Source organism: Photobacterium lipolyticum, from assembly GCF_003026475.1.
Taxonomy (GTDB): domain Bacteria; phylum Pseudomonadota; class Gammaproteobacteria; order Enterobacterales; family Vibrionaceae; genus Photobacterium; species Photobacterium lipolyticum.
In genome coordinates, this window is sequence record NZ_PYMC01000010.1 from 96,390 (window position 1) to 114,965 (window position 18,576).

Genomic DNA, 18,576 nt, shown 5'->3' on the forward strand with positions numbered 1-18,576 from the left:
TCAACGGAAATTTCTCTGGGCAGAGTCCAGATCATGCTTACTCAGCAGTCGGTACATCGTCGCCCTAGAAATGCCTAACTCACGGGCGGCAGCGGAAACCTGTCCTTTGTTATTTTCGAGTACGGTCAGTAGCGCGCTGCGCTCCGACTCTTCGCGGATCCTCTTCAGGCTCTGTTTGTCATCACTAAAGCGGGGGATATCAAGATGATCCGCTTCGATACACTGTTGCTCAGCCAGCAACACCGCCCGTTTCATTTGGCTGATCAATTCCCGCACATTGCCTGGCCAGGGATAACTGAGCAGCATTTTCTGTGCGTCTTCAGAAAAATGTTTCGCCGCACTGTTATATTGCCGGGCAAACTTCACTAAGAAGAGTTCTGCCAGCAACAGAATATCAGGCCCTCGCTCACGCAATGACGGTACTGCTAAACTCAGTACATTAAGGCGGTAGAGCAAATCCTGACGGAGTTTACCTTCGGTAACTAATGCTTCTACTGGATAACTCGTGGAGACGATAAGCCGGATATCCGCTTGGATCTGCTGACCGTCAGGGGCGGTAAACACGCCCTCTTGCAAAAATAATAACAACTCCTGCTGCCTGACATCCGTTAAAGTTGAAATATCATGGAGATACAATACACCTTGATCAGCGGCGGCAAAACAGCACACCCCTTTATCTTTGTCACTTGCCGTGGCAACAGCGTCACTTTGCCATAATGCACTGATGGCTTCACAATTCACCTGAATAAAGGGATATTTGGCGCGGGTTGAAGCCTGATGAATTGCACGGGCAACTAACTCTTTTCCTGTCCCGATCTCACCTTGAATAAAAACAGGCACATTCGTCATCGCCATCCGTTTCACATGATGGCGCAATTTTTTCATTACATCAGTCGTACCTTGCAAACCCTGCTGACCAAATTGACCTAGCTGAGGCCAGACCTTACGCTCAAGCTGCAACATACCTAGCTGATGCCCGATCGTTTCCTGCAACCGAGAAACCGGTACTGGTGACGTGAAATAATCGATACAAAAACTGACGATAAACTGACAAATAGCCGCCGACCCCAGCTGCTCTTCACGCACCATCGCAAGCCAGCGGACCTGCTTATTGCGGTTCACCAATGCCGCGATCCCCTGAAGGCTAAAATCATCCTGGCTCAGATCGACCACGCCAATACAAGGACCAAGATCCAGTAACAAAGACTCTGCAGCTCTGAGATCATAACAGCGATGACATGACCAACCGGCTTGCTCCAATGAAGCTAACCATGGCTCCTCAATCCCGCCCAAAACAACCAGTGCTCCAGGTGCATCTCCCGTATTCAAATCTCTCCCCATCCTATCTCGCCCTTCAATCAGTTAACCGCCAGCCCTAAATGATCGAGCGAACCGTCCGACAAATAACCCCCTATCACTTCTGTGAACCAAGGCATTAAGCGCGTTCAGTTACTCAGTGGTTGGTATAACATAGCGTGCCGCTAATAACTTGATGATATATGGCACAATAAAACAAATGCAATTAATTTGATATAAATCGCGGTAAGCTTCATGCTATTTCATAAAACAAAGGGTTCTGACAGCAAAAATTTGCCTTTGGTAACAACACTCTGTGTTAACGATATGTACCAGAAGGTAAAAGCAGATAAGACTTCGGTGTTTCAAAAAATAAAAAAGCGCCTTGCGGCGCTTTTTTATAATAGTGTCACGAGAGTTAACTTACCGTCACCGGGATTACTTCTACATCGTTTGCATCAACACCAATTTCATTCTCACTTTTTGCAACAATGGTATTCACCGCAGTATCACCGACAACGTTTGAGCTGGTACAGAACATATCGTTGATACGGTCAACCGCGGCAACAATAGCCAGGCCTTCAGGAGGCAAACCCAGTTGATGCAGCAAGACACCAACCATCACCACACCACCACCAGGAACACCGCCAGCACCGATAGACAGTAGCAAGATAGTCAGACCCAGAGTGAACAGATCTGCACTGTTAATTGGCTGACCGAAAGCATTTGCCACGAAGATAGTCGCCAGGGCAATGTAGATAGAAACACCTGACATGTTCATGGTGGCACCCAGTGGAACACCAAAACCTGCTACCGATTTCGACACACCTATTTTGTCAGTCAGTGTACGCATTGTTACCGGAATTGTTGCGTTTGAGCTTGCCGTTGAGAGCGAGAACAGGATCTGCTCGCGGGTATGGCGTAAGAACTCAGAGGGTTTGATCCCTGTAGTGAGGCCCACAATCATTGGGTAGAAGATGAAGATCCAGAACACCAGCATGGCAACCACTAACGCTACATAACCTGCTACTGACATCAGCGTATTGGCATCCAGCGTTGCACCTAATTGGATCATCAGGGCAAAGACACCAAATGGGGCGAGGCTCATGACCAAGCCTACCAGCTTCATCATGATTTCATTGGCCATCTTGAACGTCTTGATGGCTGGGCCGCCACGAGTATCCAGCGCCTGAATAGCCAGCCCGGTCAGAATCGCCATGAAAATGATTTGTAACATATCACCGCTGGCAAAAGCTTGTACCGGGTTACTTGGAACAATGTTAACGATTAGCGAGAAGATGTCTGGTGTTTCTGTTGTTGTCAGCTCCACCGCTTCCGATATCGTACCGGCCAGATTCGCATCGGCCCCTGGCTGGAAAATCATCCCAACGGTGAGTGCTGCAGCAATCGCGATGATGGTGTTGATAATGTATAAACCAAAAGTTTTCCCACCGAGGCGACCAAATGCCGTGATATCTTTTAATTCAACAATACCGCAAACAATCGAGACATAAACTAATGGAACAACCAGAAGTTTGATCAGTGATACAAACATACCGCCAGCGCCTTCCGCAAGCCCAAGTACATAGGTATCCATAAATGTAACGCCGTTAAACAGGTACTGAATCGCCGTACCTATAATCAGACCAGCAAACAGGCCTGCAAATATCTTTCCTGATAGCGATTTCTTCATCGTCCACCTCCAGTCAGTTGTGCTTGTTAACGTTTTGTGTACATCCCAATCCCACTGTCGTTCGTGGGTTAGGCGACATTTTACATATCTGACTCACTCTTGGAAGTTGGAATTTTACATTACAGCTACAATTAACCGATAAAATTAAACACTATTGGATCGGGCAAACAACAGAATTACAAACCAAACAACATGTAAATCTGAAACTTATCAATAAGGCCTATGACAAGCCAAAGACAGAATATCATTCTGTTCGAGTGTTTTATAAATAATGAATATGTGAATCAAATCACACCGTAAAATTCACTATTGGAATATTGAGAAACTTTTTATGGCGATGGGGAATACCATTTGAGCAGGCAAATAAGCAATAAAGGAAAAGGAGGGAGGAAAACGGAAGGATCGCACGCTCTGTGGGCAACAAATTGGTGTCAATAAAAAGGCCACCCGAGTGGATGGCCTTCAAAATAACCGCTATTAAAACAACAACTAATTGTTGCTTTGCGGACGCATCGCCGGGAACAGGATAACGTCGCGGATAGTATGGGTGTCAGTAAACAGCATGACCAGACGGTCGATGCCAATGCCCTGGCCCGCTGTCGGTGGCAGACCGTGCTCCAGTGCCGTGATGTAATCTGCATCGTAGAACATTGCTTCGTCATCACCGGCATCTTTCGCATCAACCTGCGCCTTAAAGCGCTGGTCTTGATCTTCTGCGTCGTTAAGCTCAGAGAAACCATTTGCCACTTCGCGGCCACCAACAAAGAATTCAAAACGATCCGTGATGAATGGGTTGGTATCATTACGACGCGCCAGTGGCGAGATGTCGGCTGGGTATTCTGTGATGAAAGTAGGCTGAAGCAGCTGAGGTTCGGCCGTTTCACCGAAGATCTCTTCCAATAGCTGGCCACACGTCCAGAAAGGTTCAACCTCGACATGCAGCTCTTTTGCGATATTTGCCATTAAGTCACGATCTTTGACCTGCTCGTAAGTCAGCGCCTGAATCGTTGCGTTGTCGGGATTATACTGCTTCACCGCGTCCAGCATGCTCATACGGGTATACGGGCCACCAAAGTCGATCATTTCATCACCATACGGTAATTTTGGTGAACCACACAGATCAATCGCAATGCTGCTGAGCATCTCTTCGGTCAGATCCATCAGATCGTTATAGTCAGCATACGCCATATAGAATTCCATCATGGTGAATTCAGGGTTATGACGAGGCGACAGACCTTCGTTACGGAAGTTACGGTTAATTTCGAACACGCGCTCAAAGCCGCCGACCACCAGGCGCTTAAGGTATAGCTCTGGAGCCACGCGCAGGTACATATCGATATCTAATGCATTGTGGTGTGTGATAAATGGACGCGCTGATGCTCCACCAGGAATCACATGCATCATTGGCGTTTCCACTTCCATGAAACCTTTCGTGGTCATGAACAGGCGGATCGCACTCACGACCTTTGAACGCATCATCATGGCGTTACGTGAGTCTTCATTTACGATCAGATCGACATAACGCTGACGGTAACGCATTTCCTGATCAGTCAGGCCGTGGAATTTTTCCGGTAGCGGACGCAGCGCTTTGGTCAGCAACACGTACTCACTCATATTCACGTAAAGATCACCTTTACCTGACTTATGAAGCTGGCCTTTAACACCGATGATGTCACCGATATCTAAACCCGAATACTTTTCTTTCAGCTCTTGCTGAACATCTTTCGCGGCATATGCCTGAATACGGCCAGAAACGTCCTGAATAGCCAGGAACGGGCCTCGCTTAGCCATTATACGGCCCGCAATCGCGACAACGTTGCCGACTTCTTCCAGCTCTTCTTTTGTCTTGTCACCGAATGCAGCCTGTAAGTCGGCAGCCAGGCTGTCGCGACGGAAATCATTCGGGTGGCCATTTGCTTGACACTGTTGGCGAATTTTATCTAGCTTCGCACGACGTTCAGCAATCAGCTTATTTTCATCTTGTAATTGATCAGTCATGGGTTGACCCTTTAATTTTGTAACCTAATTCGGTTAAAGACCTGATTTCAGGCTGGCTTCAATAAAACGGTCTAAATCGCCGTCAAGTACAGCTTGGGTGTTACGATTTTCCACCCCTGTACGTAAATCTTTAATTCGAGAATCATCCAGGACGTATGAACGGATCTGGCTGCCCCAGCCAATGTCAGACTTTGAGTCTTCACTGGCTTGCTTCTCAGCATTTTGCTTTTGCATCTCAAACTCGAACAGTTTTGCTTTCAACTGCTTCATCGCCTGATCTTTGTTTTTATGCTGAGAACGGTCATTCTGACACTGCACGACAATATTGGTTGGAACGTGGGTAATACGTACCGCAGATTCCGTGGTGTTTACGTGCTGACCGCCCGCACCCGATGCACGGTATACATCGATACGAAGATCTGACGGGTTGATGTCAATGCTGATATTGTCATCAATTTCAGGATACACAAACGCAGAAGCAAATGAGGTATGACGACGACCACCGGAATCAAACGGTGACTTACGTACTAAACGGTGGACACCGGTTTCTGTTCGCAGCCAGCCGTATGCGTATTCGCCGCTGATACGTACTGTTGCCGACTTCAGACCCGCCACATCACCTGCTGACACTTCGATAATTTCAGTCTTGAAGCCTTTGGCATCCGCCCAGCGCAAGAACATGCGTAGCATCATCGACGTCCAGTCTTGTGCTTCCGTGCCACCGGAACCTGCTTGCAGGTCGATATAGCAGTCAGACGCATCATGCTCACCGGCAAACATCCGACGGAACTCCAGCTTCTCTAGCTTCGTTTCCAGCTCTGCCAGCTCTGAGTCGACTTCATCGAAGGTTTCCTGGTCGTTTTCTTCCACCGCCAATTCAAGCAGACCTTCAACGTCTTCAACGCCTTGATCCAGTTGATCGATAGTATCGACCACAGCTTCTAATGCCGCGCGTTCTTTACCCAAAGCTTGAGCACGTTCTGGCTCATTCCACACTTCAGGTTGCTCTAACTCTGCATTGACCTCTTCCAGATGCTCTTTCTTAGCATCATAGTCAAAGGTACCCCCTAAGGATATCAGTACGTGCTGATACATCCTCAAGTCGGTTTTTAATAGGATTAATCTCGAACATTGCCACTCTTCATCGCCGAAATGGACATAACGGGAGGATTCTATCGAATTGTAGATAGAATATACAGAGGCGCAGAAAGGTTATCGATGAATTTATTTTATTAAGCAGATCACAAAAAGATATTAGCAGCCCGGTTGCAATTATTTACCCATCCCCGATGGTGGTAATAAAATCCGCAAAGGATCACTAATTATGCATTTTTTCACTTTATATACCTAAAAGGCGAGACCTTATTCAGTCTCGCCTTAGCGGTTGGACCTGTCGTAGGCCTTATGTCGCAGCCATGTGTTCGATCATCAACTGAACACTGCGGTTACCACGGTATTCGTTGACATCAAGGCGGTAGACCAGCCGGATCTGTTGTACTGATGCATCGGGCCAGCGCTTAAGATCAATATTGAAGGCTATCGCATCAATCACACTGCCGCCACAGAGTGGCTCGACCATCATTTTCAGGTGCTTGCCACCAACCAGCTTCTGATGCAATAACCTGAACATGCCATCAAATGACGGTTCCGGAAATTGCTGCCCCCACGGCCCACCTGCACGCAGGATTTCTGCGGTATCCAAATTCAGCTCATGACTGGCCAACTCGCCATCGGTTAACAACACGCCTTTTAGCGCATCTTCATCCAACTCGTTACGTACCGCCAAATCAAAGGCCTCGCTAAAGGCTATCAGTTTTTCTTCCGGGATCGTCAAGCCTGCCGCCATGGCATGGCCACCAAACTTTAAAATCATGCCCGGATTTTTGGTATCAATCAGATCCAGTACATCACGCATGTGCAGGCCGGGGATTGAACGGCAAGAACCTTTGATTTCGCCATCCCCGGCGTCAGCAAATGCAACCACCGGGCGGTGATACAGCTCTTTAATACGGGAAGCCAGAATACCAATCACCCCCTGATGCCAGTCACGCTGGAACAAGGCTAAACCATAGGGCATCTCTTGCTGATTGAATTTGAGCCGTTCGCAGATTGCCAGGGCTTCTTCTTTCATCCCCTGTTCAATTTCTTTGCGGGTCTGATTTAATGCATCAAGCTCAGACGCCATTCGCCGTGCCGCCTGGATATGGTTACACATTAGCAACTCAACCCCGAACGACATGTCATCCAATCGCCCGGCGGCATTGATTCGCGGCCCTAATGCAAACCCTAAATCACTGGTGACTAAGCGTGAAGCATCACGATTGGCGACTTCAATCAACGCCTGAATACCCGGACGACATTTTCCCGCCCGGATACGTTGTAAGCCCTGGTGCACCAGAATACGATTATTGCCATCCAGGGCCACCACATCCGCTACCGTTCCCAAGGCCACCAAATCAAGCAGTTCGGCTAAGTTCGGTTCAGCAATACCCTGCTCGGCAAACCAGTTCATCTTGCGCAACTCAGCACGCAGCGCCAGCATCAAGTAAAAGGCCACCCCAACCCCGCACAATGCTTTTGACGGAAATTCACATTCATACAAGTTAGGGTTAACGATAGCATCGGCATCTGGCAATACGCCGCCAGGCAAGTGGTGATCGGTGACCAGTACCTGGATGCCTTTGGCTTTGGCCGCTGCAACTCCCGAGATCGAGGAGACGCCGTTATCCACCGTCATGATTAATTCGGCCCCACGGGCATCGGCTTGCTCAACGACCTCAGGGCTCAGGCCGTAACCATCATCAAATCGGTTCGGTACTAAGTAATCAACGTTGTTACAGCCAAGCATTCGTAACGCCAACACCGACAGTGCAGAGCTGGTTGCGCCATCGGCATCAAAATCACCGACCACAATGATACGTCGATTGTCAGCCAATGCCTTCACCAGTAACTGTACCGCCGGCGCAATACCATACAGCTGATCATAACTCAGCAATCCTTTCGCGCTACGTTCTAGCTCCGCTTCCGAGCTAATTCCGCGGCTGGCGTAAATGCGCTGTAACAGGGGGGGGACGGCATTGGAAAAACCGGATATCTCGGCTTGAGGTCGACGTTTGATTTCAATCATATTGGCTAATTACTGGCATACTTTGGGGGGCTGAATGGGGGGCATTCTATCTCAATTCACGGCACAAGCCATGAAAAAAGCCCGTGGCCTGATCGTATCAAGTCGCGGGCTTTCAATCGCTCTGAGGTACGAAGAATACCAATCGAGCAAACTGGAAATCAGCTTCGGCTATCTAACATCTTACGCAGCCTGGCGGCTGGCTGGTAACCTGGCAACATAGTGCCATCTTCCAATACCATCGCCGGTGTACCGTTGACTCCCATCGCCACACCCAGCTCATACTGCTTACGCACCAAATCATCACGCTGGGTGACACCGCTCGAATCAAAGCCGCCATTTTTCGCTTCGTTCATCGCCTGAGCGGGATCTTTCGCCCCCCAAACAGCACTCATCTCAGCAAAATTACCGGAACGCTCACCGCCACGAGGGAAAGCGAGGTAGCGAATGGTGATACCCGCATCATTATACGCTTGCATTTCATTGTGCAGTTTACGGCAGTAACCACAGCTGGTATCGGTAAAGACAGTCACTACATACTTCTCATTTTTAGCCGGATAGACGATCATCTCATCTTCCATGCCCTGCAGTTTGCCTTTGTTGATCTTCGCCATCTTCTGCTCAGTCAGGTTCATTGGCTCTGCACCATTATTCTGATACAGGTGACCGGCAAGGAAATAGCTTCCATCGTCAGAAACATAGACAATACCGCGTTCAGTCACGGCTTCATTCAGGCCAGAAACCGGAGACGGCGAAATAGAGCTTGTCACCAAGCCAATCGCGCTCAATTTCATTTCAATTGCTGCATGGTCAGGCTTTGCCATTGCGGTACAAGCAGTAAACGCAACAACTGTAGCGAGTAACGTACGGCCAAAAAAGTGCATTCGACTATTTCCTTTAGCATTATGAGTTAAAGAGTAAGACCTGTAAGAGTTCGAAATACTTTCAAAGTTCACAGGAACTATGTACACCTTATATGTATTCGTACTCTAACAGTAAAGCAATTTCACCTAAGCCATTGAAATTAAGCACGAGGATGGTGGGTTTGATGAAGCTGTTTTAATCGCTCTGTCGCTACATGAGTATAGATCTGCGTCGTTGATAAATCACTATGACCCAATAACATCTGCACAACCCGTAAATCCGCACCGTAATTTAACAAATGGGTCGCGAAGGCATGACGCATCACATGAGGTGAAAGCTTGTCACTATCAATACCTGCCAGTACGGCGTAGTGCTTAATACGATACCAGAACGTCTGGCGGGTCATTTGTCTTGCCCGTTTACTGGGAAACAGGACATCGGAGCTTTTTTCACCGAGCAACTGCGGTCGGCCGCTGGTCAGAAATTGTTCTATCCAGTCAACCGCATTTTCGCCCATCGGTACCAGCCGCTCTTTATCGCCTTTACCCGTCACCCGCACAACGCCCTGGCGTAAACTGACGCTTTCCATCGTCAGGGTCACTAATTCAGTCACCCGCAGGCCTGTGGCATAGAGCAGCTCCAACATGGCTTTGTCGCGTAATTCTATCGGATCGTTAGGATCGGGGGCATCCAGCAAGGCATCCACCTGCTCTTCACTGAGATCTTTCGGTAAACGTTTGGGAAGCTTTGGGCTTACCATCATCGCACTCGGATCATCATCACGCAGCTTCTCGCGATATAAATACTGAAACAGGCGGCGAATGGCAGACACCATACGGGCACGAGATGTCTGCATATATTCAGCATCAAACAGCCATTGCTGGTAGCGCTGCAAATCATCGACAGAAACAGCAACCAAATTCAGACGCTGATTTTCCACCCACCTATACAGCTTCATTAAATCATTACGATAGGATGCCAGCGTGTTTTCCGACAAGCCACGTTCCATCCACATCGCATCAAGAAAGCGCTCAATGATAATTTCGTCGTTTTCCACAACAGCCTCTAAACCACTAAAAAAACACATGGATATAAATACAGTACTTCTGCCATGGTAGTCTATTTGAGATAAAAAGTAACTTGTCATGTTACGGTCAGAGACGCTAAATAAAGATAAAATATAGTGTCAGGCTATGAAGCTAGGTAAACTCTCTGCCATTACAAAAACCAACTGGGTTATCAGCATGAAAATTGGCCTATTCTACGGCTCGACCACCTGTTATACCGAAATGGCGGCAGAGAAAATCCGCGACTGTATCGGGGACGAGCTGATTGAACTGCATAACATCAAAGAGGCGAATATTGGCGACATGAGTAACTTTGACATGCTGATCCTTGGCATTTCAACGTGGGACTTTGGTGAGTTGCAAGAAGACTGGGAAGCGGTATGGGAGCAGCTTGACGGTCTGCAGCTGGCCGGCAAAACCGTTGCTTTTTTCGGCCTCGGCGATCAGGAAGGCTACACCGAATGGTTCCTGGATGCGATGGGCATGTTGCACGACAAACTGCAGCCAACTGGTATTAATGTTGTCGGTTACTGGCCAAATAATGATAGCTACCAATTTGAAGCATCAAAAGCATTAACAGAAGATAAGCAGTTCTTTGTTGGCCTGGCCCTTGATGAAGACAGCCAGTATGAAATGAGCGATGAACGCATTACTCAATGGTGTGAACAAATTTTAACTGAATATAGCGACTCGCTATAGTTTATCGTTATTTGCACCAACAAAAACGGGATGCCAAGGCATCCCGTTTTTCGTTTTCAGGCAGATAAATTACGCGGGCTGAGCCTCTTGCTGCTCAATGTCACCACCGATGAAGCGAGAGAGCACCATCGCAGCAAAAGTAGGAAGCACCCAAGCCATACCATATTCAAACAGTGGCAGCATATTCAGTGCAGATACATCAATGCCCATGAACTTAGCGGCATCAATCAAGCTGAATGCCAGTGATACAAGCAGTACCACCCGATAAGCCAGACGTGGGTTTGGCAGCCACTTGCGGGCAAAGGTCAGCACAACCAGTGCGACAGCAACCGGATATAGTGCAAACAGTACTGGAATTGATAATGCAATCAGCTGGCTAAGACCAACATTGGCCACCACTGCACACACAACAGCCAGGATCACAGCCCACTTTTCGTATGACAGCTTAGTCAGTGAACTGAAGTAATCAGAACACGCACTAATCAGGCCAATTGCCGTCGTCAGACATGCCAGCAGGACAATCGTCGACAGAATAATCTGACCAACAGGGCCGAACAGAGCTTGAACATAAATCGCTAAAATTGCGCCGCCATTCTCAGCACCGACAGCAATAACCGAACTTGTTGCACCAAGATAGAACAGAGATACGTAGACAAATGCCAGACCTGCAGCCGCGATAACTCCGGCATAAATCAAATAAGTACAGGTTGCTTTGTCATCAGTGATGCCCTTTTGTCGGATCACATCAACAATCAACATGCCGAACATCAGCGCGGCAAAGGTATCCATGGTGTTGTAGCCTTCAAGGAAACCTGTGACAAATGCCTGATCAACATAGTCGCCTTGCGCGGCAAGGATGTCACCCTGAGGGTTCATAAATACTGCAATGGCAAGAATCGCTAACACAGCAAACAAGGCTGGCGTCAGATACTTACCAATCATGTCGATCAATTTACCGCGCGACCATGCAAAGAACAGCGCGACAGCAAAGAACAGCACCGAAAAGACGGTCAGGCTAGTTTGGCCTGCGTCAGTGATAAATGGCTTAACGGCCATTTCATAAGCAACCAGACCCGTTCGCGGCGCTGCAAAAGCTGGACCAATAATAATGAAGATCAGCACTGCCATCAGGGTTGCCACATGTGGCGGTAAATCACGCGTTAAGCCTTTCCAGCCACCGCCAGCAACGGCAACGGCAATAATACCGATCAGTGGTAAACCAACCGCTGTCGATAGGAAGCCGAACATCGCAGGGATCAAGCTTTCGCCCGCTAACTGACCAGCCTGAGGTGGGAATATGATGTTACCCGCCCCTAAAAAGAATGCGAAGGTCATAAAACCTAACGCCAAAATGTCTGTTACTTTGAGTGTTTTATTCAAACTGCACCTTCCCACTCGTTGTCTGTTTATATGATGTGTATGCGTTTTTATAGTCTTACGTCACACGATATTTGTTTCTGAATGTGACATTTATCGCAGCATAATGAAGAAAAAGAGAACAATTAGCAACCTTGCAGCAAAAAACACCACATTCTGCGGCGTCAGCACTTAAAAACCAGTAGAACAAACCAATATCAATACCGGAATTAGAACTAATAGCCAATATTACCGGGCAATGTAAAAGATAAGAAACAGCATTTACCCCTATTTAACAATAATCCAACAAATTTAAATGTTTATTTCTCCTTTGGCCGTCAGTATTAGCTGTCGCTATAATGCCCCCCTTTATACCCAAGCCACCTCAAGCTGCAGCGCTCAGAGAGAGCCCGCACATTTAAGGTGGTTTTGGTATATCAGGAGGTCTAATGGCAAAAGGTTTTACTTTTAAACAGTTTCACGTCGATGACGACGGCTGCGGCATGCCGGTGAGTACTGACGGCGTACTGCTGGGGGCATGGGCCGAACTGCCTCTGCAGGGGCAGATCGTAGATATTGGCACGGGGAGCGGCTTGCTTGCATTAATGGCTGCCCAGCGTACCGCTGCTACGCCTTGCACCATTTCTGCTATCGAGCTAGATACCGCTGCCGCAAAAGCGGCCAGGCACAACTTCGCCGCTTCCCCCTGGTCTGATCGCTTACACTGCATACAGCAGGATATTGTGCAATGGATGGCCACTCAGCCAGCGCACTGTGTCGATACGATTATCTGTAATCCCCCTTACTTTAATGCGGGGCTTCAGGCTGACTGCCAGGCCCGAGCCACAGCACGACATACCGATAACCTGACCCATGATGTCCTGCTCACCGTGATCCTGCACCTGTTAACCGCAAAAGGATCGGCAAGTCTCATTTTACCGGAATATGAAGGGCGTCAACTGCTACAGTCGGCACCGGAATATGGCTTACACTGCCAGCGTTTGTGTATCGTCAAAAGTACCGAGAAGAAGCCGGCCAGCCGATTGCTGATCACACTATCGCCAGTAAAATGCGCTCGGGCAATTTCAGAAGAAATCGATAAAGAAGAACAACTTTGCATTCATGAGAACGGCCAGTACTCCTCTGAGTTCATTGCACTTACCCGTGACTTTTACCTGAAGCTTTAGGTCACTAACAGAGCGAGAAATCAAATAAAGAGATTGTGCAAAATGGCAATGAGATAAATTGTTCCTAAAGTTTTTATGCTTTAATCGGTGATACTTGCGGCAATTATCTCTATAATGCCGCCCCTTATATGAATACCACTAATGATCGATCCACTATCCAGCACCGGAAATAAGGTTGCGATTGTTATTGGAATTGGTCTTGTCCGAGGAGAGATGACTGGTGAAAGACTTTTCCGAATTAGAGTTAGATAGCGCACTGTTACACGCGATTGAAGAGATCGGTTATACCCGCCCGACAGAAGTTCAGGCGCAGGCTATCCCTCACGCCCTGGACGGTAGAGATGTATTGGCTTCCGCTCCAACAGGTACCGGAAAAACAGCCGCATTTCTTCTGCCGATGATCCAGCACTTACTTGATTTTCCACGTAAGAAGCCAGGTCCTGCACGCGTATTAATTCTGACACCAACACGTGAACTTGCGATTCAGGTGGCAGACCACGCTCGCGCACTAGCGAAAAACACAAAGTTAAATATTTTCACCATTACAGGTGGCATTTCGTACGACGATCACGCAGAGCTTCTGGGTAAAACTCAGGATCTTGTTGTAGCAACCCCTGGTCGTCTAATGGAATACATCGAGAGTGAGCGCTTTGATTGCCGTGCCATCGAATGCTTAATCTTAGATGAAGCTGACCGTATGCTGGACATGGGCTTCACTAAAATTGTTGAGCGTATCAACCATGAGTGTCGCTGGCGTCGCCAGAGTCTTCTGTTCTCTGCAACACTGGAAGGTAAAGGTGTTCGTGAGTTCTCTGAAACGATTCTGACTGAGCCTGTTGAAGTTGACTCTGAGCCTTCACGTCGCGAGCGCAAGAAGATTCATCAGTTATACCTGCGTTGTGATGACATGGGCCACAAACTGGCATTGCTTGAAAACATTCTGAAGCACCAGGCCGAACGCAGTATTGTGTTCATCAAGACGCGTGAGCGCCTTGGCGAATTGCGCGATCAGCTTGCCGCAATGAACATCAAATGTAGCTGGATCCAAGGGGAGATGGCGCAGCTTTCACGTAACAACGCGATTGCTCGTTTCCGTGATGGTGAAGTAAACGTCTTACTGGCAACAGATGTTGCAGCCCGTGGTATCGATTTACCTGATATTAGCCACGTCATTAACTTCGACATGCCTCGTACTTCTGATGTGTATTTACACCGTATTGGTCGAACGGCACGTGCCGGTAAAAAAGGCACCGCGATCTCTTTGATTGAGGCACATGATCAAGCAATGATCGAACGTGTGGGCCGTTACATGAAAGAAGAAGTGCCTGAGCGGTTTATCAATGGCTTGCGACCAGTAAGCAAGAAAACGAAAACAGTGAAAAAGAAAAAAGTTAAGATCGATAAGAAGCTTAAAGCCGCTAAACAAAAGAAGGCAGCGAAGAAGCAAAAAAAAGCATCACAGCAAAAACCAAATAGCAAAAAAGAAGCGTAATCCTTCGTTACGGCTTCTAAAAGCACGAGACACAAAAAAGGCAGGGTAAATACCCTGCCTTTCTTTTATCAGTTAAACCATTATCGCTGCTCGCGCTTTATTTCATTTGCTCTTCGCGCTTAAACACAAATTCTTTGTCAGTCGATTCCGCAGCGAAAAAGTAATAGCCCGCCACATCAAACTGCTTAAGCTCATCGACCGATTTGATACGGTTATCAATGATATAACGAGCCATCATGCCACGTGCTTTCTTGGCGTAGAAACTAATAACTTTATAGTTGCCATTCTTGCAGTCTTTGAATACAGGGGTGATTAGCTGTGCATCCAACTTCTTCGGTTTTACCGATTTAAAGTATTCGTTCGATGCCAGGTTGATCAGAATATTATCGCCTTGTTCTGCCAGTGCCGCATTGATTTTATCGGTAATAATATCACCCCAGAATCGGTACAAATTAGTACCACGAGGGTTGGCCAGCTTAGTGCCCATTTCTAAACGATATGGCTGCATCAAATCCAATGGCCGCAATAAACCATAAAGGCCTGAAAGCATACGCAGATGCTGCTGGGTATAAGCATAATCATCTTCATTCATAGTCTGCGCATCAAGACCGGTATAGACATCACCTTTGAACGCCAAAATAGCCTGACGGGCATTATCCGTCGTAAATTCCGGCTGCCACTCTGCAAAACGAGCTGCGTTCAGACCGGCAATTTTATCACTCACTTTCATCAGGCTTGCGATATCCGCTGGCGTCAGCTTACGACATACCTCAATGAGCTCTGCTGAGTGATCCGTCAGTTCAGGCAGGGTATACGTTTGGGTTGCCAAAGGCGATTCATAGTCAAGTGTCTTGGCAGGAGAAACCATAATTAACATAAGGCTTTGTTCCTTAACGGCTGATAACAAGAGATTATCACCATCGATAAAAAAAGCCACGCAATTGACGCGTGGCTTTAAGTATTGTTCCAATAGGCTCAACCTATCACTTATTGCTCTGATCCCAGATCCCTTCTTCCAGCTGGGCATGCAGCTCTGGATAATCTTTACTGTTAAATGTCGGCACCTTTCCTTGCGCTAACTGTTTATTGTAATCCTTCGCCAGCTTCACCGCCGTTCCGGACAGCAGCACTATCGCTATCAGGTTAATGATTGCCATCATTCCCATCGACACATCCGCCATCGCCCATACCGTTGGCAGATCGGCTACCGCACCGAACATCACCATAGCCAGTACAACCAGACGGAAAATATTCAGACCCGCCTTATGATTATGTTCTAAGAAGATAAGGTTGGTTTCGGCATACGAATAATTAGCCACCAGAGAGGTAAACGCAAAAAAGAAAATAGCCACCGCGATAAAGACTGAACCCCAACCGCCCACTTGGGCACTTAACGCTCGTTGCGTTAATTCAATACCGGTAATTTCACCATGCGGGACATACTCACCTGACATCAGGATAATCGCGACGGTCGCCGAACAGATCACAATAGTGTCCGTGAAAACACCCAGCATCTGCACATAGCCCTGCGAAGCCGGGTGCGGCGGATACGGCGTTGCTGATGCAGCAGCATTTGGTGCCGAGCCCATACCCGCTTCATTTGAAAACAATCCACGCTTCAGGCCGTTGATCATTCCCTGAGCAATGCTATAACCCAGAGCGCCTGATGCCGCCTCTTCCAAGCCAAACGCACTGCGGAAAATCAGCAACAGTACATCCGGCAACTTCTCGATATTGGTGAACATAATAAACAGCGCCAATACCAGGTAACATAACGCCATCGCCGGAACTAAAATTTCAGCCGTGCGCGCAATGGTGCGCAGGCCACCAAAAATAATAGCCCCCGTCATCACGACCAGAACCATTCCCATATACATCGGGTTCCAGCCAAAGGCGACATTCATCGCCAGAGTAATGGAATTGGCTTGTACCGAGTTAAATACCAGGCCAAACGCAATAATTAGACAAATCGAAAAAACGATCCCCATCCAGCGCATACCGAGGCCTTTTTCCATGTAATAAGCAGGGCCCCCCCGGTAGTTACCATCATCGTCACGGGTTTTATACAGCTGGGCAAGGGCACTCTCTGCAAATGCCGTGGCCATGCCTAGCATTGCGATCAACCACATCCAGAATATAGCTCCTGGGCCACCTAAAGTAAGAGCAACGGCCACACCTGCCATGTTTCCCGTTCCGACCCGGGCCGCCAAACTGGTACAAAGAGCTTGAAAAGATGAGATACCCGCCTGATCTGACTTACGGCTGTTTTTCATCACTTTGAACATATGACCAAAATGCCTGAACTGAATAAACCCCAGGCGATAGGTAAAGAAAATTCCCACACCAACTAAGAGGTAAATGAGTACTGAGCCCCACAACAGATCGTTTAAAAAATTAATCTGGCTTGCCACAGCAACCCCCTCTTAAAAATCGTCAACAAGCTGCATCTTCTCGATAATTTCACGAGTCAGATACAATAAATTAGTAGTCGTTGTTCTTATATTGCAGTGAAGAAGTGTTTGTTCTATAGCACACAAAAAATAGCGTAAGATCATGTGAAATTAAGTTGATAACATCAATATTTGAAGTGAGTATAATAACTTAACAGTATGCATTTATTGTAATTTATTCCTCATTCCGTTTTAGAGCCTAACGCAACAATTGATAAGAAATACCACAAATACATTTTTGTCCGAAATGCTGATTATGCTCACTTTTTAAACATCCCGCTTATTTATGTGATTGCCAACACATAAAAAATTCATCAATAAGTAACATTTGCGAAACACCTCAATATTATTTTAAACTCCGATATGATATTTAGTTAATACCAATATGTAAGAAAGAGGTGCTTTATGGATAGCTATGCATTCGATGACATTCTTGCAACAGAACGCCCGATACGTCGCTCTCGGAGCAAGCCAGAAAAACGTAAATGGCGTGAAATTGAAGCTTTAAAGGACAAGCAAAGACTACGCAAAGAATTAGAAGATATTGATATACTAAGAGAATATTCGGACGAAATGGCTGAATTTTAACTTCAGACCAATCGAATCACTTAACCTACCGTTATTTGATTCGATTGGTAATCAAAGCGACGGATAATTGAACCGTTGGCCATTGGCGCTTTTCTTTCTATCGCGATTCAGACCAAGAGGCGCTTCGAAAGTTTCAGGTAGCGGTCCGAAACCTGATCCCCAAACAATGGATCGGAATACTCCCCTTGATATTCAGCCGATACGGCCACCCAGTCCTGAGCAGTAAAATGGCGCCGAATAAGAGGAAATACCTGTTTTTCTTCGAACTCAAGGTGGGCTTTCTGACGGGTAACAAAAGTATTCAGCTTTTCCGCAAAGACATCTAATGGGATCACCGCATCCATTAGAATCATATCTACCGTCTCGGCAAACTCACTGGTTAATTGCGCCAGCTCCTGATGCTCCTGCTCCAGGCTTTTCATATCGTCATTCTTGGCATAGTGCGACTGATAATAGTGATACAAGATATCTTCTTTAGGATGGTGGCAGCATTGAGCATAATTGTGCAGGTAGTCAACAATATCCTTGATCAAGCTGTAATCAACTGACTGACCATTTTTAATGCTTTCTAACTTCTGCTGCAACACTTTCAGCAAGCGATTAATATAACCGTGTTCAGTATGAATAATTTCCAAAATCATAGTTCACTCCCAGACGACACTTCCCTAATCGTTACTCATTAAGTGTATGTCATTGGCGGAAAAAGCATATTGATTCTAGTTGCAAATTGTTCAATTAGCGAACAGACGTCAATTACACCAA

The 18,576-nt window shown here is 47.1% G+C and carries 15 protein-coding genes; 4 read left to right on the forward strand and 11 right to left on the reverse strand.

Annotated elements, in window-relative coordinates; all coding sequences use genetic code 11:
• The 7 genes from C9I89_RS14670 to xerD form a co-directional block, all read right to left on the reverse strand.
• Positions 1-1,341 (reverse strand): sigma-54-dependent transcriptional regulator, encoded by a 1,341-nt coding sequence (locus C9I89_RS14670; protein WP_107284086.1) that lies wholly within the window; start codon positions 1,339-1,341, stop codon positions 1-3.
• Positions 1,342-1,714: 373 nt separating this feature from the next.
• Positions 1,715-2,989 (reverse strand): dicarboxylate/amino acid:cation symporter, encoded by a 1,275-nt coding sequence (locus tag C9I89_RS14675; protein WP_107284087.1) that lies wholly within the window; start codon positions 2,987-2,989, stop codon positions 1,715-1,717.
• 489 nt (positions 2,990-3,478) lie between these two features.
• Positions 3,479-4,987, reverse strand: a complete 1,509-nt coding sequence (gene lysS / locus C9I89_RS14680; protein WP_107284088.1) for a lysine--tRNA ligase — start codon at positions 4,985-4,987, stop codon at positions 3,479-3,481.
• 33 nt (positions 4,988-5,020) lie between these two features.
• A protein-coding gene (gene prfB / locus C9I89_RS14685; protein ID WP_107284089.1) for a peptide chain release factor 2 occupies positions 5,021-6,119 on the reverse strand; the annotation gives its coding sequence in 2 pieces (ribosomal slippage) (positions 5,021-6,043 and positions 6,045-6,119; 1,098 coding nt in all).
• Between the two features lie 270 nt (positions 6,120-6,389).
• Positions 6,390-8,114, reverse strand: a complete 1,725-nt coding sequence (gene recJ, locus C9I89_RS14690; protein WP_107284090.1) for a single-stranded-DNA-specific exonuclease RecJ — start codon at positions 8,112-8,114, stop codon at positions 6,390-6,392.
• 158 nt (positions 8,115-8,272) lie between these two features.
• The gene (gene dsbC, locus C9I89_RS14695) at positions 8,273-8,995 is read right to left on the reverse strand and encodes a bifunctional protein-disulfide isomerase/oxidoreductase DsbC (RefSeq protein WP_107284091.1); all 723 of its coding nucleotides are present in this window, start codon (positions 8,993-8,995) and stop codon (positions 8,273-8,275) included.
• A gap of 140 nt (positions 8,996-9,135) precedes the next feature.
• On the reverse strand, positions 9,136-10,032 hold the full coding sequence (gene xerD, locus C9I89_RS14700; protein ID WP_281258262.1) for a site-specific tyrosine recombinase XerD: 897 nt from the start codon (positions 10,030-10,032) through the stop codon (positions 9,136-9,138).
• A 187-nt stretch (positions 10,033-10,219) separates the two neighbouring features.
• Here xerD and fldB point away from each other — a divergent pair, with 187 nt between their 5' ends.
• Positions 10,220-10,741 (forward strand): flavodoxin FldB, encoded by a 522-nt coding sequence (fldB, locus tag C9I89_RS14705; protein ID WP_107284141.1) that lies wholly within the window; start codon positions 10,220-10,222, stop codon positions 10,739-10,741.
• 69 nt (positions 10,742-10,810) lie between these two features.
• On the opposite strand, the gene brnQ is transcribed toward fldB, so the two are convergent.
• Positions 10,811-12,121, reverse strand: a complete 1,311-nt coding sequence (brnQ, locus tag C9I89_RS14710) for a branched-chain amino acid transport system II carrier protein (protein ID WP_107284093.1) — start codon at positions 12,119-12,121, stop codon at positions 10,811-10,813.
• Positions 12,122-12,546: 425 nt separating this feature from the next.
• Here brnQ and C9I89_RS14715 point away from each other — a divergent pair, with 425 nt between their 5' ends.
• Together C9I89_RS14715 and srmB are read left to right on the forward strand one after the other, a co-directional pair.
• Positions 12,547-13,284, forward strand: a complete 738-nt coding sequence (locus tag C9I89_RS14715) for a tRNA1(Val) (adenine(37)-N6)-methyltransferase (protein WP_107284094.1) — start codon at positions 12,547-12,549, stop codon at positions 13,282-13,284.
• 220 nt (positions 13,285-13,504) lie between these two features.
• Positions 13,505-14,776, forward strand: coding sequence for an ATP-dependent RNA helicase SrmB (gene srmB, locus C9I89_RS14720; protein ID WP_107284095.1), 1,272 nt, complete (start codon positions 13,505-13,507; stop codon positions 14,774-14,776).
• Positions 14,777-14,873: 97 nt separating this feature from the next.
• On the opposite strand, the gene yaaA is transcribed toward srmB, so the two are convergent.
• Positions 14,874-15,653, reverse strand: a complete 780-nt coding sequence (yaaA, locus tag C9I89_RS14725; RefSeq protein ID WP_107284096.1) for a peroxide stress protein YaaA — start codon at positions 15,651-15,653, stop codon at positions 14,874-14,876.
• 106 nt (positions 15,654-15,759) lie between these two features.
• Positions 15,760-17,187 carry an alanine/glycine:cation symporter family protein gene (locus tag C9I89_RS14730; RefSeq protein ID WP_107284097.1) on the reverse strand — a complete coding sequence of 476 codons (1,428 nt, stop codon included), beginning with the start codon at positions 17,185-17,187 and terminating at the stop codon, positions 15,760-15,762.
• A gap of 444 nt (positions 17,188-17,631) precedes the next feature.
• On the opposite strand from C9I89_RS14730, the gene C9I89_RS14735 reads away from it, so the two are divergent.
• Positions 17,632-17,814, forward strand: coding sequence for a DUF3545 family protein (locus C9I89_RS14735; protein ID WP_107284098.1), 183 nt, complete (start codon positions 17,632-17,634; stop codon positions 17,812-17,814).
• Positions 17,815-17,921: 107 nt separating this feature from the next.
• On the opposite strand, the gene C9I89_RS14740 is transcribed toward C9I89_RS14735, so the two are convergent.
• The gene (locus tag C9I89_RS14740; protein WP_107284099.1) at positions 17,922-18,455 is read right to left on the reverse strand and encodes a hemerythrin domain-containing protein; all 534 of its coding nucleotides are present in this window, start codon (positions 18,453-18,455) and stop codon (positions 17,922-17,924) included.
• Positions 18,456-18,576 lie beyond the last annotated feature (121 nt).

Bases quoted from the DNA above. Each gene is read 5' to 3' on its own strand.
- recJ (WP_107284090.1), bottom strand. From the start codon at position 8,114: ATGATTGAAATCAAACGTCGACCTCAAGCCGAGATATCCGGTTTTTCC.
- dsbC (WP_107284091.1), bottom strand. From the start codon at position 8,995: ATGCACTTTTTTGGCCGTACGTTACTCGCTACAGTTGTTGCGTTTACT.
- lysS (WP_107284088.1), bottom strand. From the start codon at position 4,987: ATGACTGATCAATTACAAGATGAAAATAAGCTGATTGCTGAACGTCGT.
- C9I89_RS14670 (WP_107284086.1), bottom strand. From the start codon at position 1,341: ATGGGGAGAGATTTGAATACGGGAGATGCACCTGGAGCACTGGTTGTT.
- C9I89_RS14675 (WP_107284087.1), bottom strand. From the start codon at position 2,989: ATGAAGAAATCGCTATCAGGAAAGATATTTGCAGGCCTGTTTGCTGGT.
- C9I89_RS14740 (WP_107284099.1), bottom strand. From the start codon at position 18,455: ATGATTTTGGAAATTATTCATACTGAACACGGTTATATTAATCGCTTG.
- C9I89_RS14715 (WP_107284094.1), top strand. From the start codon at position 12,547: ATGGCAAAAGGTTTTACTTTTAAACAGTTTCACGTCGATGACGACGGC.
- yaaA (WP_107284096.1), bottom strand. From the start codon at position 15,653: ATGTTAATTATGGTTTCTCCTGCCAAGACACTTGACTATGAATCGCCT.
- C9I89_RS14735 (WP_107284098.1), top strand. From the start codon at position 17,632: ATGGATAGCTATGCATTCGATGACATTCTTGCAACAGAACGCCCGATA.
- fldB (WP_107284141.1), top strand. From the start codon at position 10,220: ATGAAAATTGGCCTATTCTACGGCTCGACCACCTGTTATACCGAAATG.